Raw genomic sequence first — 14,902 nt, forward strand, 5'->3', positions numbered from 1 at the left:
ACAAAAAAGTCAGGGCAACCTGGCTTTTTTTTTGGTAAAACTCAAAAGAGGTTTGTTATCATAGCCAGATTCAAAGCGATACACATGTGCAGAGGTTTAAGGAATGGCTGGTCCACGCTTATACAGTGAAGAAGAAGTAACTCATCAGGCTTATGATATCTTTTTAGAGTTAGCACCTGATAATTTAAGCGAGCAAGATATTGCTGATTTTAACGAGCACAGAGAAGAGCTTGGCTTTATTGAAGAAGGTGAGCCTGACGAGCAGTGGCAAGATTTTGTTGCACTAGAAATTGAACCTGAGCTATTTGTGCAAGTCTTAGTAGGACTTGAATTCGACAATCAAGATATCTTGTTTGCGAAAATTTTAATTAGCCGAGACAAAGATGCACCGTTTTGCCACATTCTTTGGAAAGATAGCGAATAACTCTCCAGCCGATGTTTGACTCTACTTTTAGTTGTTTTAATTCAATAAAACGAATTATTTTGCCCGCCCTGCTAGTTTGCAGTTGGCAGGCTTTTGCTGTTGATCCGTTTGAAGACTTTCATGAGTACGGGCAATTATCAGAAGAAGAAATCCATAAAATTCATAAAGGCGAGTTGCTGTACGGAGATATGGAGTTTGGTTTTATGGTAAGCCGCGGTAATACCAACTCAACTAGTTTCAAACTTAAAGGTAACCTTTACCAAGATTTCGAAAAGTGGCGTAACCAATTTAAGCTCGATACTTTATACAAACGTGACCGTAATGAAGAAACCGGTGATGAAGAAGTTTCTGCTGACCGTATTTTTGTATCAGGCCAAGGTAACTATAAGCTAAATGTGAAAAATGAGTCATTTTTCATTTACGGTGACTATGAGCGAGATAAGTTTAGTGGTCTTGAGTTTAAGAGCACCATAGCGACGGGTTACGGTAACCGCATTTACCAAGGCAGCAAGAATAAAGTCGATATCGATGTGGGCCCTGGTTTATACCGCTCGGTGGCTGATCAAGAGACTGCAACAGAAGAAGATGAAACAAAAACCGGTTATCTGCTTCGTCTAGCGCTGCAGTGGGAGCGTACGGTTTCTGCTCGCACTCGCTTTAATCAAGATGTCAGTTATGAACAATCATTGTCAGGGTTAAACTCGCGTTTAAAGTCAGAAACATCCCTGATCAGCAAAATTATGGGTGATGTATCACTCAAATTTACTTACATGTATCGCTATAACTCAAAACCAGAGGAAGATAAGCTCAAGTACGATTCTGAGCTGAGTGCAACCTTTGTTTATAGCTTTTAAGAGAATACTTCAGAATGTATCAACATAAACAGTACGCTATTTTTATTTTTGTTATCTTAGGCTGGATTGGCGCCTTCATTGCCTTAGCTTGGAACTTAATTGGTGCAGATATTCCTCTTATGGTGTTTAGCGCTATCTTAGTGCTGGTGGCCTTTTTGTTTCATGGTTTAACGATTAAGGTGAGCGATAAAACAGTAAGCTGGGCATTCGGTCCGGGTGTATTTGGAAAAACCGTGACTTTTGATGAGATTGAATCTGTTCGAGCGGTAAGTAATTCATTTCGTCATGGTATTGGTCTGCGTATCACCCATGATGGCTGGGTTTACAGTGTATCTGGATTTAGTGCTGTTGAATTGGCAATGAAAGACGGCACGTACTATCGCTTAGGAACCAATGACCAAGAAGGTTTACTGGCTGCGCTTAGAGAACATATTGCTGAACCTGTGACAGACGCTTCTGTGGATACAGAAGAAGTAGTCGAACAGATATAAGAAAAGCGCCAGTGGCGCTTTTTTTATAGTAATGGTTTAGTGGCTGTGACCACAACCACCTTCACCGTGCACATGACCATGTGCTAATTCTTCTTCAGTTGCATCGCGTACTTCAAGTACTTCAACATCAAAATGAAGGGTAATACCTGAAAGTGGGTGGTTACCATCTACAATAACGTCTTCGTCTTGAATTTCGATGATCATCACTGATTGGTCGCCAGCGTCAGTCGTAGCGCGGAACTGCATACCCACTTCAATTTCCATACCTTCAAACATTGATTTTGGTACTGCTTGCATTAGGTCATCGTGACGCTCACCATAGCCTTGCTCTGGCTCAACAGTTACGCTGAATGTGTCGCCCGCTTCTTTACCTAATAGCGCATTTTCGAGGCCTGGAATTAAGAAACCCGTGCCAACGATAAACACCAGTGGCTCGCCATCGAAAGAGTTGTCGATGGTGTTTTTGTTATTATCCAATACTGAATAATGCATTTTTACCACTTTGTTTGCTGCTACGATCATAGTCATTCCTATTTATTCATCTTCGAGAGAGTAAGGCAGAGCTTGAATAGATAACTCTACCTGAGGGAGGTGTTTAGCTCGCAAAATTTGGCCAGCTTCATTATCGTTCGGAAGCACAACAAGGCCCATTAAGGTTTGCGTTTGTTGATTAAAACTTTGGCTAATAAGCTTGCCAGCACGGCGCCAGTTTTCGCCCATTTGTGTTTCGAGTTCAAGCTCGTCAAGTAAGCCTTCAGCTTTGCCCGAAACTATGTACATAGCACGTTTATTTTTGCCTAGGTATTTCATACGGGCGACAGTTTCTTGCCCTGTGTAGCAACCTTTTCTGAAACTGATACCGCCAAGCGCTTGCAAGTTAACCATTTGCGGTACGTATTCGCCAATAGCGTCGCTGTTTAATGACGGCTCGCCTGCGGCAATAGCTGCCTGTTGCCATAACGCGTCATCATCAAGAGCTGTGACGTTATCAGGTAAGCTAAATTCTTCGTTGACCATAAGCAATACGCGGTTATCTGCAAGCTTTAACGCTTTACCACCAGCAAAATCGACTGCGCTGTGCTCACTGTCAAAATTAATTGCTAAGGTTTCTAGTGTCGCTGTTAGGTCATCACCTAGTAAGCCAATTAGCGGTTTTTCAGATTGCTGAATTTCTACTTGCGAAAAAACGGCGTATTTTTTTAACTCGACTAGCGATTGCTCTACCTCAGGTTTTGACCCTGCAAGGTAATAGCTATCAAGGTGTGAAAACAACCTAAATACACCCCAAAGCTTGCCTTTTGCATTACAGTGGCCAGCCCAAAGGAAGTTATCATCAGTTAATTTGTTGATATCTTGCGTAATTTGTCCGTGAAGGTAAGACAACTTATCTTTGCCAGTTAGGCTGATAAGTGAATAAGATAAAGGACATGCGTAAACAGTCGACATAAAAACCTTCTTTACGATATGAATGAGCGCTAATGATAACTTAGTTAGGGTAGCAATTTAAATAGCTGTTTATTCGATAGCAATTTGGTAAACTGCAGACAAATAAGTACGAGGTTTAAAATGACTGAAATTCACAGTAAAGAACGTATTCGTTGGGCATGCCGTCGCGGTATGTTAGAACTAGATGTTTTATTTATGCCATTCGTTGAAGAAGCGTTTGACTCACTATCAAAAGAACAGCAAGCCGTTTTTCAACGCTTACTTGAGTGCGATGATCCTGATTTATTTGCATGGTTTATGGGTCATGAAGAGTGTAAAGACCCTGAGCTAAACGGCATGGTTGCGTTAATTTTAGACCGAGTTCGTGTATAGGTTTACCGTTACAAATAACACCCCCGACCACAAACCCTTTGTGGTCTTTTTTTGCTTAACAGCCATTATTTTATGTTTTGCTTATCAGCATGTTATCGCTCAGCTGTTGGTTTGCTTTGCGTGCTTTTTCTTAGCCATTCTTAGTTTTAAAAAAGTCCAACAAGCACAACCTGAAAAGGGTTTTATAATTTTAGAGCAAGCAGAGCTTAGATTTGCAAACGACAGACTGAAAGTACAAGGCCAAATAACGGCTAAAAGTTATGTGTTTGCTAATTTTGTAGTGCTGAGGTTGGCTGGGTTTTATCAATCACACTGGCTGATTATAAGCTCAGCCAGTGTTGATGAAGAAAGTTTCTCGCGCTTAAAGCGTGCAATTATTGCAGTGCAGCAACCGACTTAGGCGTTAAAATTGTCGGTGTTGGATTTTCGTTTTGCTCTGGGTAATCAATCGTGTAATGAAGACCACGACTTTCTTTACGCTCAAGGGCGCTGCGAATAATAAGCTCTGCAACCTGTACTAGGTTTCGAAGTTCTAATAAGTTATTTGTCACCCTAAAGTTTGCGTAATAGTCGTGAATTTCTTGCTGCAGTAATTCAACGCGGTGAAGCGCACGTTCTAAACGTTTTGTTGAGCGTACAATACCCACGTAATCCCACATAAATAACCTTAGCTCATGCCAGTTGTGGGTAATAACGATTTCTTCGTCTGAGTTAGTTACGCGACTTTCATCCCATAATGGTAAGGCTTCAAGGGCAGGGCTTGCATCGATTTTGCTCAGAATATCTTTCGCGGCAGCATGGGCAAATACAATGCACTCAAGTAGTGAGTTGCTCGCCATACGATTAGCACCGTGTAAGCCTGTGTAAGCTACTTCGCCAACCGCATATAAGTTATCTAAATCTGTACGGCCATTAAAGTCGGTCATAACACCGCCGCAGGTATAGTGTGCAGCAGGCACCACAGGAATGGCTTCTTTGGTAATGTCGAGGCCAACACTTAAGCATTTTGCGTAGATAGTTGGGAAGTGCTCAATGATAAAATCTTTATCTTTGTGGCTAATATCAAGGTACACACAATTCGCACCAAGGCGTTTCATTTCAAAATCGATGGCACGAGCAACAATATCGCGAGGGGCAAGTTCTTCGCGCTCATCAAAGTCTTTCATAAAGCGAGTGCCATCAGGGCGTTTTAAATACGCACCTTCACCGCGCATAGCTTCTGTGATCAAAAAGTTTTGCAGCTCTGGGTGATACAAACTTGTTGGGTGGAATTGGTTAAATTCCATATTGGCTACACGGCACCCCGCACGCCATGCCATTGCGATACCATCACCACTCGATACATCAGGGTTAGAAGTATATAAGTACACTTTACTTGCGCCACCTGTTGCCAGTGATACGAACTTAGCTGCAATGGTTTCAACTTTTTTATCAACACAATTCCAGACGTATAAGCCGTGAACATGCTTGCCTTTTTTGGATAAGCTTTTATCTGTGATTAAATCAATGGCATTGTAGTTTTCTAACAGAGTGATGTTAGGGTGTGCTTGTACTTGGCTAATTAAGGTTGTTTGTACTGCTCGGCCAGTTGCATCGGCGGCATGTAAAATACGGCGGTGACTATGACCACCTTCGCGAGTTAAATGAAAACGCTCTTTACCTTTTGAATCGAATTCCATATCAAAAGGTACGCCTTGCTCAATAAGCCACTTTAAACATTTTTTAGCATTGCTCGCTGTGTAGTGAACCGCATCACGGTCACATAATCCGCCACCTGCATCGAGGGTATCTTCAACATGAGATTCAATACTGTCATTCTTTTTATCAAATACTGCTGCAATACCACCTTGAGCATATAAGGTAGAGCCTTCTGTTAATGCGCCTTTACTAAGTACCGTCACCTTACAGTGATTTGCAAGCGATAAAGCAAGAGAAAGGCCAGCGGCGCCGCTGCCAATGATAGCGACATCAGTAATGTGATGTTTATTTTGGTTCATGTCTGTGGTCTTTGCGGTTACAATGCTCGGCTAGTAGTGCCAAAAGTTTGAGCAAATAAATTTTTATGTGGTATACGTATATGTACCATATTTGCTTTAACACTATTAGTCATTTTAATACGTTATACCAATCTTATTAGTTTTATCGTCACATAAACAGTTTATTGTTAGCTGTTTTAAATTGTGAGTTTAATTTAGATAACCGTTGATTCTTAAGCAATTATTGAGGTTGTCGTGTAATAAGATTGGTATGACTCAATTTATTTGCGTGCTATTTTATAAAAAAATCATTTTAAACTGAACTTTTATATTCATGGTGCAGTCAGAGTTTGTGTAAACAATGGCGAGTATATGAATAGCAAGCAAGAATCAAACAGAGGAGTACCGGCTCGAATGAGCGAGCAGGATTTGGATTTAGCGCTAGTTAAAAGGGTCCAGCAAGGAGATAAAAACGCCTTCAACCTATTAGTTAGAAAATATCAGAATAAAATTGCAGGTTTGATTTCACGTTATGTATCGAACCAAGGTGATGTTGCTGATGTCGCACAGGAAGCTTTTATTAAAGCCTACCGTGCTTTACCTAACTTTAGAGGTGATAGCGCCTTTTATACTTGGTTGTACCGTATCGCCGTAAATTGTGCTAAAAATTACTTAGTTGCGCAGGGCCGCAAACCCCCAGCTAACGATGTTGATGCCGAAGAAGCAGAATTTTATGACAGTGCAGATGCAATGCGTTCAAACGCATCGCCAGAAAACCTGTTATTAAGTGACGAAGTACGTGCTGTAATTTTTAATACGATTGATAGTTTGCCTGAAGATCTAAAAACCGCGATTACCCTTCGTGAAATTGAAGGTATGAGCTATGAAGAAATAGCCGTGGTTATGGATTGCCCTGTGGGAACGGTGCGTTCACGTATTTTCCGTGCCCGTGAGGCGATTGATAATAAATTGAATCCATTAATAGGTGAGTCTTAGTATGACAAAAGCAGACGTTAACAAGTTGGATAATGAGCAGTTGTCCGCGTTACTTGACGGCGAGCAGCAGTTAACTGATCAAGCGATCACAAATGACGATGTGTCTACATTTGGTCGTTACGCATTGATTGGTGATGTAATGCGTGCTGAGGCAAATAACAACGCTTTTAATTTTGACATTGCAGATGCAGTGGCTGAATCACTAGAGCAAGAACCTGTTTACGCAGATTTCGCGAATAAAACAACGGCACCAAAAAGCGAAGAAATCGTGGCGGCAACAGGCACTGATAACGTAGTAGCATTTAATTGGCGTCGTCCATTTGCCCAAGTGGCCATTGCTGCTAGTGTTGCCATGTTTGCTATTGTGGGCGTACAAACTTTGCCACAAAACAGTGAAGTGCCACAAAATGACATCCCAACATTACAAACTGTACCATTAACCGGTATGGCTTCTCCTGTTAGTTACTCATCTGAGCAACCTGCATTAGAAAATGCAGAGCAAGGTTTACGTGAGTTACAACAACAGCGTATTGGTGCATTAGTGCTTGAGCACCAACGTCAAGCACGTGTTGCATATTCGCTAGAAAAATCGCAAACTGCAGAAAATGCAGACGAGGAAAAAAACTAATTAAATGAAAGTTTTTACTTTTATTTTGTCGCTGGTATTAACGGCTCCAGCCATTGCCAGCGACGAAAATCCCGCCAAGACTTTATTAAATGATATGGCTATGGCCGTTCATACTCGCAACTTTGACGCATCATTTGTGGTTGTAAAAGGCCAAGCCATGGAACCCTATCGCTGGTTACATGCAAAACAAGGCGATATTGAGCTTGAGCATTTAAGTTTACTCAACGGCGCTGGCCTAGAAATGGTGCGCGTTGACGATCAAGTGACCTATTTTGAGCCTCATTCTGAGCCTTATTCAGTGAAAACAGACTCTATAGCCGGGCCAATTCCTGAAGTACTTTTTAAAGATATTAATCGACTAAGCGCTCACTATGATTTTGTGCTTGGCGGAAAAGGCCGTATTGCAGGGCGCTCAGCACAGTTAGTGCGTATCGAATCAAAAGATGAATACAAATATAACTATTGGATTTGGCTAGATACTGAGTCATCGTTGTTACTTAAATCTGCCTATGTGAATCACAAAGGTGAAATGCTTGAGCAGTTACAGTTAACTCATATCAGCGTAACAGAGCAGCCAGCACCTATGTTAGTTGAAATGCAAAATCGTGACTTTCCAGCAGTCCTTGCGACTAACGATTTAGCCAGCGACGGTGACGGCGCAGCGAATGATTGGAAAATTGGTTGGCTCCCTGATGGCTTTAAGTTATTAAAGTCAGATCGCCATAAACTTGATTTAAATAATGAACTTGCTGACTATTATTTATATTCAGATGGGTTTGTTGAAGTGTCTGTTTTTATTCAAAGACCGTTACCTGGAAAGCGTGCAAGCGGCGCTTTAACCTCAGGTGCAACGACTGTGTATGTGCACAATGGTGGTAGCTTTGATGTATCGGTTGTTGGTAATATCCCAGCTATGACAGCCAAAGCTATAGCTGAGTCGGTAGCACGACCTCTTTAAATCATGATTGAACAAACACTCACTGTCGTGTCAGTTAAAGGCACGACAGCGAATTTAGAAGCAGAACAAAAGCAAGCCTGTGCCGGCTGTAATGGTCGTTGTGGTTCGCAAGTTTTTGCAAAGCTGTTTGGAACAGCTAAAAAAACCTTTCCTTATACCTTCGAAAAAGAGCTCCAAGTAGGGCAAAAAGTAACTTTAGCACTCGATGATAGCCACTTAGTTAAACACGCTATGGCTGTTTACATGCTACCCCTTTTGTTTAGTTTAGGGTTTGCTTTAATCTCATTTTCGGCTTTTTCGCTTGCCGAAGGCTGGCAAATTTTAGCCGCCGTGATTGGTGGTTTGACGGGCTATGCGATAGCAAAATCAAGGGTTAAGAGCCTGAAGCATGATATTAAAGTAATAAAAATTCACCCAATTACTATTCCTTTCACTCAAATAGATGGTGATTAAAGCCAATTAAATGTAAAATTGTCGCTTTATACACTTAGTCCATTTTATATAGAAGTTTAGAATCCAGTTTATGAAGCATATCCGTAATTTTTCGATCATCGCCCATATTGACCATGGTAAATCGACTCTCTCTGACCGTCTTATCCAAGTTTGTGGTGGTTTAACAGACCGTGAAATGCAGCAGCAGGTGTTAGACTCAATGGACATAGAGCGTGAGCGTGGTATTACCATCAAAGCGCAAAGTGTAACGCTAAATTATAAAGCTAAAGACGGCGAAACATACCAGTTAAACTTTATCGACACGCCAGGACACGTTGACTTCACATACGAAGTATCACGTTCACTTGCAGCCTGTGAAGGTGCACTTTTAGTTGTTGATGCGGGTCAAGGTGTAGAAGCACAAACCTTAGCTAACTGCTACACAGCAATCGAAATGGACTTAGAAGTTATTCCAGTTCTAAATAAAATCGACTTACCACAAGCTGATCCACTTCGTGTAGCAGAAGAAATTGAAGACATCATTGGTATCGATGCCCTAGATGCAGTGCAATGTAGTGCTAAAACGGGTATTGGTATTGAAGAAGTACTCGAAATCATTGTTAAAGATATTCCGCCGCCAGAAGGTGACAAAGACAAGCCACTACAGGCGCTTATCATTGACTCATGGTTTGACCCATACCAAGGCGTTGTATCACTAGTACGTATCAAACATGGTGAATTACGCTCGGGCGATAAAATTAAGATCATGTCGAATGATCAAGTTCATATCGCAGATAAAGTGGGTATTTTCACACCAAAACAAACTAACACGGGTATCTTAAAAACCGGTGAAGTAGGCTTTGTTATTGCAGGTATTAAAGAAATCCATGGTGCACCAGTTGGTGATACCATCACTTTACAACGTAATTCTGCGCCTGAGCGTTTACCGGGCTTCCAACGCATTAAACCGCAGGTTTATGCAGGTATGTTCCCAATTTCATCAGATGACTATGAGTCATTCCGTGATGCGCTTGATAAATTAAGCTTGAACGATGCGTCGTTATTCTTCGAGCCAGAAAACTCAACAGCACTAGGCTTTGGTTTCCGTTGTGGCTTCTTAGGTATGCTACACATGGAAATCATTCAAGAGCGTCTTGAGCGTGAATACGACATTGATCTTATTACCACTGCGCCAACAGTAATCTACGAAGTAGAGACTAAAGACGGAACTAAACAGATAGATAACCCGTCTGACTTACCGCCAGTGAATAATATTCTTGAAATCCGTGAGCCAATTGTTGAAGCTAACATATTAGTTCCGCAAGAGTTTTTAGGTAACGTAATTACGCTTTGTGTTGAAAAGCGTGGTATGCAAACTAAAATGAGCTACCATGGTAAGCAAGTTGCGGTGACGTACGAATTACCGATGGCTGAAGTAGTCATGGACTTTTTTGATAAGTTAAAATCAACAAGCCGTGGTTTTGCATCGCTTGATTATAACTTCAAGCATTTCCAAGCTTCAGACATGGTACGTGTTGACGTATTAATTAATGGTGAGCGTGTTGATGCGTTAGCGATTATTGTTCACCGTGATATTGCACAATCACGTGGTCGTCAGTTAGCTGAAGCACTGAAAGACTTAATTCCACGTCAGCAGTTTGATATTGCGATTCAAGCAGCGATTGGTCAGCATGTTATTGCCCGAACAACCGTTAAGCAATTACGTAAAAACGTAATCGCAAAATGTTACGGTGGTGACGTGAGCCGTAAGAAGAAACTGCTACAAAAACAAAAAGAAGGTAAAAAGCGAATGAAGCAACTAGGTAACGTTGAAGTACCTCAAGATGCATTCTTAGCTATCCTTAAAGTTGGTAAATAATTAGAAGTAAATAAAGGAATTAATGCATGGCGGGTTACTTTTCTATTTTCTTAGTGTTGTTAACGCTAGGCTCAGGATTAATTTGGTTAATTGACCACTTTATGTATGCGCCAAAGCGTCAGCAACGCATTGCCCTTGCTCAAAATGCAGCAGGTGGTGAACTAGACGAAGAAACCGCCGCATTAATTGCGCCTGAGCCAAGTATCACTGAAACGGCTAAGTCAATTTTTCCGATGATTGCAGCGATCACGATTTTTCGCTCTTTCATTTTTGAACCGTTTCAAATTCCATCTGGCTCAATGATGCCAACCCTATTAGTGGGTGACTTCATTTTGGTACAGAAGTACTCATATGGCATCAAAGACCCAATTTGGCGTAGCCAGTTAGTTGATGTTGATGAACCTGAACGTGGTGATATTGTGGTATTTAAATACCCATTAGACGAGCGTGTAGATTACATTAAACGTACGATTGGTTTACCGGGCGATAAAATTGTTTATCGCAATAAGCACCTTTATATTCAGCCAAAATGTGCCGAAGGTGAAACGCAGCAAGGTGATTTGCTGTGTAATGAATACAACAAAATTGATATGGAAATCCTCAATAGTGACGAGTTCAAGCAGGGTTCGATGAATTTAGTGCGCTTAGAAGAAAACCTAAGCACATTGAATCATAACATTTTAATTAACCCGCAAGCTCCTGAAATGAAAGGCCGTTATTATCAACAACCAGGTACACGCTCTGATGAGTGGGTTGTTCCTGCCGATCATTATTTTATGATGGGTGATAACCGTGATAATAGCCAAGACAGTCGCTTTTGGGGCTTTGTACCTAAAGAAAACTTGGTAGGTAAAGCCGTCTTTATATGGATGAGTTTTGAATTTGAGAATGGCCCAGATGACTTTTTACCAGGCTGGGTTCCAACTGGTGTTCGTTTTGAACGCCTAGGTAATATTCAGTAACGATGAAAAAAAACGTAACAGAGTTATACAACAAAATAGGTTATACATTTACTGATCAAGCTTTGCTTGAGCAGGCAATGACGCACCGCAGTCATAAAGGCCAACATAACGAGCGCTTAGAGTTTTTGGGCGATTCGATTTTGAGCTTTGTGATTGCGAATGCGCTTTACACTAAATTTCCAAAAGCACGCGAAGGTGATTTAAGCCGCATGCGTTCGACCCTTGTTCGTGGTCAAACGTTAGCTGAATTTGGCCTTGAGTTTGGCTTAGGCGATTATCTACGCTTAGGTCCAGGTGAGCTTAAAAGCGGTGGTTTTCGCCGTGAATCAACCCTTGCTGATGCCGTTGAGGCGATTATTGGTGCGGTGTTCTTAGACTCAAACATTGAACAATGTGGTGAGTTAATTTTAAGCTGGTACGAGTCGCGTCTTGATGCAATTTCGCCGGGCTTAAATCAAAAAGATCCAAAAACATTACTTCAAGAATACTTACAAGCGCGCAAATTATCGTTACCTGGCTACACTGTTATTGATACAAAAGGCCAAGCGCACAATCAAACATTCACGGTTGAATGTATTGTTGAAGGGATGGATAGCATTATCTCAGTTGGTAGCTCGCGTCGTAAAGCTGAGCAAAAAGCCGCTGAAAAAGCCTTAAAGATACTTAAAAATGAATCTTGATGATTTAATTAGCAAAGAACCTGCAGAGCTAGACACGCACTGCGGTATGGTTGCCATTGTTGGCCGCCCAAATGTAGGTAAATCAACCTTACTTAACTATATTGTTGAGCAAAAGGTGTCTATTACCTCGCGTAAGCCACAAACCACACGTCACCGTATCATGGGTATTCATACCGAAGGTAAATACCAAGCTGTTTATGTGGATACACCAGGCTTACACGTCGAAGAAAAACGCGCTATTAACCGTTTAATGAACCGTGCTGCATCAAGCTCAATTGGCGATGTAGAACTGATCATCTTTGTGGTTGAAGGCACACACTGGAACGAAGACGATGAGATGGTACTAAATAAAGTACGTCAAAGTGGTCGCCCAGTGTTATTAGTTATGAATAAAATTGACCAAGTTAAAGACCGTGATTTAGTGCTTCCGCACATGCAGTTTTTAGGTGGTAAATTTGATTTTGTGGCTATTATGCCGGTCTCTGCAAAGCAGGGTAAAAATATTGATTTAATCAAAGATGAAGTGAAAAAGCGCTTACCGCTTTGTGAGTTTTACTTCCCTGAAGACTACGTAACAGACCGTTCAATGCGCTTTATGGCAGCTGAAGTGATCCGTGAAAAGCTGATGCGCTTTATGGGCGATGAGTTACCATATTCAGTCACTGTAGAGATTGAACAGTTTAAATGGCAAGAAAACGGTGTTTGGCAAATTAATGGTTTGATCCTCGTTGAGCGTGAAACGCAAAAGCGTATGGTGATCGGCAATAAAGGCGAAAAGCTGAAAGTTATTGGCCGTGAAGCTCGTAAAGACCTTGAAGACATGCTTGATAACAAAGTGTTTTTAGAACTTTGGGTAAAAGTGAAGTCTGGCTGGGCCGACGATGAGCGTGCGCTACGTAGCCTTGGCTATGGTGAAGACTAAGTAAAGTCTTACACGCCATGGATAGCGAATTCTACACAGCATACTTGCTGCACCGACGTCCATTTAGCGACTCGCAAGTCATGCTCGATATGCTGGTAGAAGGCGTAGGTCAGCTGAGAATGCTGGCCCGAGTTAGTGGTCGCCAGGCCACTAAACATAAAGCACAATTACAACCTTTCCAATCTCTGCTCGTACAATATAACGGCAAGTCTGATTTAAAATACATTAATCGTTTTGAACCCCATGGCCGGCAAACTATGTTGCAGGGTACCGAGCTTTATTGCGGCTTCTATATGAACGAATTAACCAATCGTATCGTACCTATCAATGAGCCGATGGAAAGTGTTTATCATCTTTATAAACAGCATCTAGGTGAATTATCAACCACTAAAAACCTGCAAGCGGTACTTCGCTCTTATGAGTTTCAGTTACTTGAAATGCTTGGTTATGGCGTTGATTTTAGTGTTGATGCCGAAGGTGATGAAATTATCGATGCAGCAAATTACCAGTACTTTGCTGAATACGGTTTTTTACTGCATAACGACCCCCATAGTGGTTTTTCAGGAAAGCAATTAAATGCCATAGCAGCTCATGACTTTAGCGCCCCTGATGTGTTATATATGGCAAAGCAATTAAGTCGATACTTACTCAAGCCTTTACTTGGTAAAAAGCCATTAAAAAGCCGTGAGTTATTTATTAAGTAGGCTGATGTTCAGCCTTGAATCGTTGTTTTAAACAGGTAAAAAAATGAAAGATATTCTTCTTGGTGTAAACGTTGATCACATTGCCACTTTACGCCAAGCGCGTGGCACGAGTTACCCAGATCCTGCGCATGCTGCAGCTGTTGCAGAGCATGCTGGTGCAGATGGTATCACCATTCATTTGCGTGAAGACCGTCGTCATATTCAAGACCGCGACGTATATGTGATGGCAAAAACGATTCAAACACGTATGAATCTTGAAATTGCAGTGACCGATGAAATGATCGACATCGCCCTTGAAGTGAAACCTGCTTATGTTTGTTTAGTGCCTGAAAAGCGTGAAGAGCTCACCACAGAGGGTGGTCTTGATGTTGTGGGTAATTTTGAAAAAGTAAAAGCAGCAACAGAAAAGCTAACAGCAGCAGGAATTAAGGTCTCGTTATTCATAGATGCCGACAACGCACAACTTGACGCTGCAAAAGCGTGTAATGCTCCATACGTTGAAATTCACACCGGTGCTTATGCTGATGCTGAAAATGACGAAGAGCTTCACACTGAGCTTGAGCGTATTCGTAGCGGCGTACAATATGCCGATAGCCTAGGTTTAATCGTTAATGCCGGTCATGGCCTTCATTATCACAATGTAAAACCTATTGCGGCAATGCCAGAAATTTATGAGTTAAACATTGGTCATGCGATTATTGCCCGTGCAGCGATTGATGGTTTAGAAAAAGCAGTCAGCGATATGAAACGTTTAATGATTGAAGCAAGACTTTAAGCTGACGCCTTTAATAAGAGCCAGCAAATTTGAATACTGAGCGCGGTGGATGTGATATCCACCGCGTTTTTTATTTACTTAGATAAACAATAAATTGTGCAAGCAATGAAGATAGCCAAGGGGAAAGGCAGAGTAGGACCACTAAATATTGATGCTTTTTCTTAAAGCTTTTCAAAACATCATCATCTTCGGCCGACAATTCACCTTTCTTGATTGAATGAATAACCATTGAGTCAGGTTTTACTTTCATTAAGCGGGCTTTATTCTCGTATGCTTGCCACTGTTCAGTGTAATTAGTTTTTACGTATTCGTTTGCTATCACACACAGCTTTTTAGAACTGAGTATGAACCAAAAGAACGATAATGATGTAAAAAACAAAAATAAAATAAAAAACATTAATCT

At 41.4% G+C, this 14,902-nt stretch carries 19 protein-coding genes; 15 read left to right on the forward strand and 4 right to left on the reverse strand.

The window, feature by feature from the left end:
• The first annotated feature begins 103 nt into the window (after positions 1-103).
• Genes L1266_RS10380 through L1266_RS10390 form a run of 3 tightly spaced genes read left to right on the forward strand, consistent with a single transcriptional unit; the run spans position 104 to position 1,769 of the window.
• On the forward strand, positions 104-424 hold the full coding sequence (locus tag L1266_RS10380) for an HI1450 family dsDNA-mimic protein (protein ID WP_054554325.1): 321 nt from the start codon (positions 104-106) through the stop codon (positions 422-424).
• A 59-nt stretch (positions 425-483) separates the two neighbouring features.
• Positions 484-1,278, forward strand: coding sequence for a DUF481 domain-containing protein (locus L1266_RS10385; RefSeq protein WP_370316364.1), 795 nt, complete (start codon positions 484-486; stop codon positions 1,276-1,278).
• Positions 1,279-1,292: 14 nt separating this feature from the next.
• Complete coding sequence (locus tag L1266_RS10390) at positions 1,293-1,769, forward strand: hypothetical protein (RefSeq protein ID WP_166341794.1); 477 nt, start codon at positions 1,293-1,295, stop codon at positions 1,767-1,769.
• A gap of 36 nt (positions 1,770-1,805) precedes the next feature.
• On the opposite strand, the gene L1266_RS10395 is transcribed toward L1266_RS10390, so the two are convergent.
• A complete protein-coding gene (locus L1266_RS10395) occupies positions 1,806-2,291 on the reverse strand; it encodes an FKBP-type peptidyl-prolyl cis-trans isomerase (RefSeq protein ID WP_054554327.1) in 486 nt (161 codons plus the stop codon).
• Positions 2,292-2,303: 12 nt separating this feature from the next.
• Positions 2,304-3,215 carry a tRNA-modifying protein YgfZ gene (gene ygfZ / locus L1266_RS10400; protein ID WP_187490605.1) on the reverse strand — a complete coding sequence of 304 codons (912 nt, stop codon included), beginning with the start codon at positions 3,213-3,215 and terminating at the stop codon, positions 2,304-2,306.
• Between the two features lie 120 nt (positions 3,216-3,335).
• Here ygfZ and L1266_RS10405 point away from each other — a divergent pair, with 120 nt between their 5' ends.
• Together L1266_RS10405 and L1266_RS10410 are read left to right on the forward strand one after the other, a co-directional pair.
• Positions 3,336-3,587, forward strand: a complete 252-nt coding sequence (locus L1266_RS10405) for an FAD assembly factor SdhE (RefSeq protein ID WP_054562257.1) — start codon at positions 3,336-3,338, stop codon at positions 3,585-3,587.
• On the forward strand, positions 3,580-3,987 hold the full coding sequence (locus tag L1266_RS10410; RefSeq protein ID WP_199530098.1) for a protein YgfX: 408 nt from the start codon (positions 3,580-3,582) through the stop codon (positions 3,985-3,987). Before L1266_RS10405 ends, L1266_RS10410 begins: the two co-directional genes overlap by 8 nt.
• On the opposite strand, the gene nadB is transcribed toward L1266_RS10410, so the two are convergent.
• Positions 3,962-5,584: an L-aspartate oxidase gene (gene nadB / locus L1266_RS10415; protein ID WP_235377483.1), complete on the reverse strand. Its 1,623-nt coding sequence runs from the start codon at positions 5,582-5,584 to the stop codon at positions 3,962-3,964. The genes L1266_RS10410 and nadB overlap by 26 nt on opposite strands.
• Before the next feature lie 393 nt (positions 5,585-5,977).
• Between nadB and rpoE the strand changes: the two genes are divergently transcribed.
• The 10 genes from rpoE to pdxJ all read left to right on the forward strand — a co-directional run bounded on the left by rpoE (position 5,978) and on the right by pdxJ (position 14,499).
• Entirely contained in the window at positions 5,978-6,559 is a 582-nt protein-coding gene (gene rpoE / locus L1266_RS10420) for an RNA polymerase sigma factor RpoE (protein ID WP_036969086.1), read from the forward strand.
• A 1-nt stretch (position 6,560) separates the two neighbouring features.
• Positions 6,561-7,187 carry a sigma-E factor negative regulatory protein gene (locus L1266_RS10425; protein WP_054554332.1) on the forward strand — a complete coding sequence of 209 codons (627 nt, stop codon included), beginning with the start codon at positions 6,561-6,563 and terminating at the stop codon, positions 7,185-7,187.
• Between the two features lie 4 nt (positions 7,188-7,191).
• Positions 7,192-8,145 (forward strand): MucB/RseB C-terminal domain-containing protein, encoded by a 954-nt coding sequence (locus L1266_RS10430; RefSeq protein WP_054554333.1) that lies wholly within the window; start codon positions 7,192-7,194, stop codon positions 8,143-8,145.
• Positions 8,146-8,148: 3 nt separating this feature from the next.
• Positions 8,149-8,598, forward strand: a complete 450-nt coding sequence (locus L1266_RS10435) for a SoxR reducing system RseC family protein (RefSeq protein WP_235377484.1) — start codon at positions 8,149-8,151, stop codon at positions 8,596-8,598.
• Positions 8,599-8,668: 70 nt separating this feature from the next.
• Positions 8,669-10,456 carry a translation elongation factor 4 gene (lepA, locus tag L1266_RS10440; RefSeq protein WP_054554335.1) on the forward strand — a complete coding sequence of 596 codons (1,788 nt, stop codon included), beginning with the start codon at positions 8,669-8,671 and terminating at the stop codon, positions 10,454-10,456.
• 26 nt (positions 10,457-10,482) lie between these two features.
• Complete coding sequence (gene lepB / locus L1266_RS10445) at positions 10,483-11,418, forward strand: signal peptidase I (protein WP_054554336.1); 936 nt, start codon at positions 10,483-10,485, stop codon at positions 11,416-11,418.
• A gap of 2 nt (positions 11,419-11,420) precedes the next feature.
• A complete protein-coding gene (gene rnc, locus L1266_RS10450) occupies positions 11,421-12,098 on the forward strand; it encodes a ribonuclease III (RefSeq protein WP_054554337.1) in 678 nt (225 codons plus the stop codon).
• Positions 12,088-13,020, forward strand: coding sequence for a GTPase Era (gene era / locus L1266_RS10455; protein WP_054554338.1), 933 nt, complete (start codon positions 12,088-12,090; stop codon positions 13,018-13,020). The genes rnc and era overlap by 11 nt, the downstream gene beginning before the upstream one ends.
• 17 nt (positions 13,021-13,037) lie before the next feature.
• A complete protein-coding gene (gene recO / locus L1266_RS10460) occupies positions 13,038-13,724 on the forward strand; it encodes a DNA repair protein RecO (RefSeq protein WP_235377485.1) in 687 nt (228 codons plus the stop codon).
• Between the two features lie 43 nt (positions 13,725-13,767).
• Positions 13,768-14,499, forward strand: a complete 732-nt coding sequence (gene pdxJ, locus L1266_RS10465) for a pyridoxine 5'-phosphate synthase (RefSeq protein WP_054554340.1) — start codon at positions 13,768-13,770, stop codon at positions 14,497-14,499.
• Positions 14,500-14,569: 70 nt separating this feature from the next.
• Here the strand turns inward: pdxJ and L1266_RS10470 are convergent, their stop codons facing one another.
• Entirely contained in the window at positions 14,570-14,896 is a 327-nt protein-coding gene (locus L1266_RS10470; RefSeq protein ID WP_166341790.1) for a hypothetical protein, read from the reverse strand.
• Between the last annotated feature and the right edge of the window lie 6 nt (positions 14,897-14,902).

Source organism: Pseudoalteromonas sp. Cn5-37 (assembly GCF_021532495.1).
Lineage (GTDB): Bacteria > Pseudomonadota > Gammaproteobacteria > Enterobacterales > Alteromonadaceae > Pseudoalteromonas > Pseudoalteromonas simplex.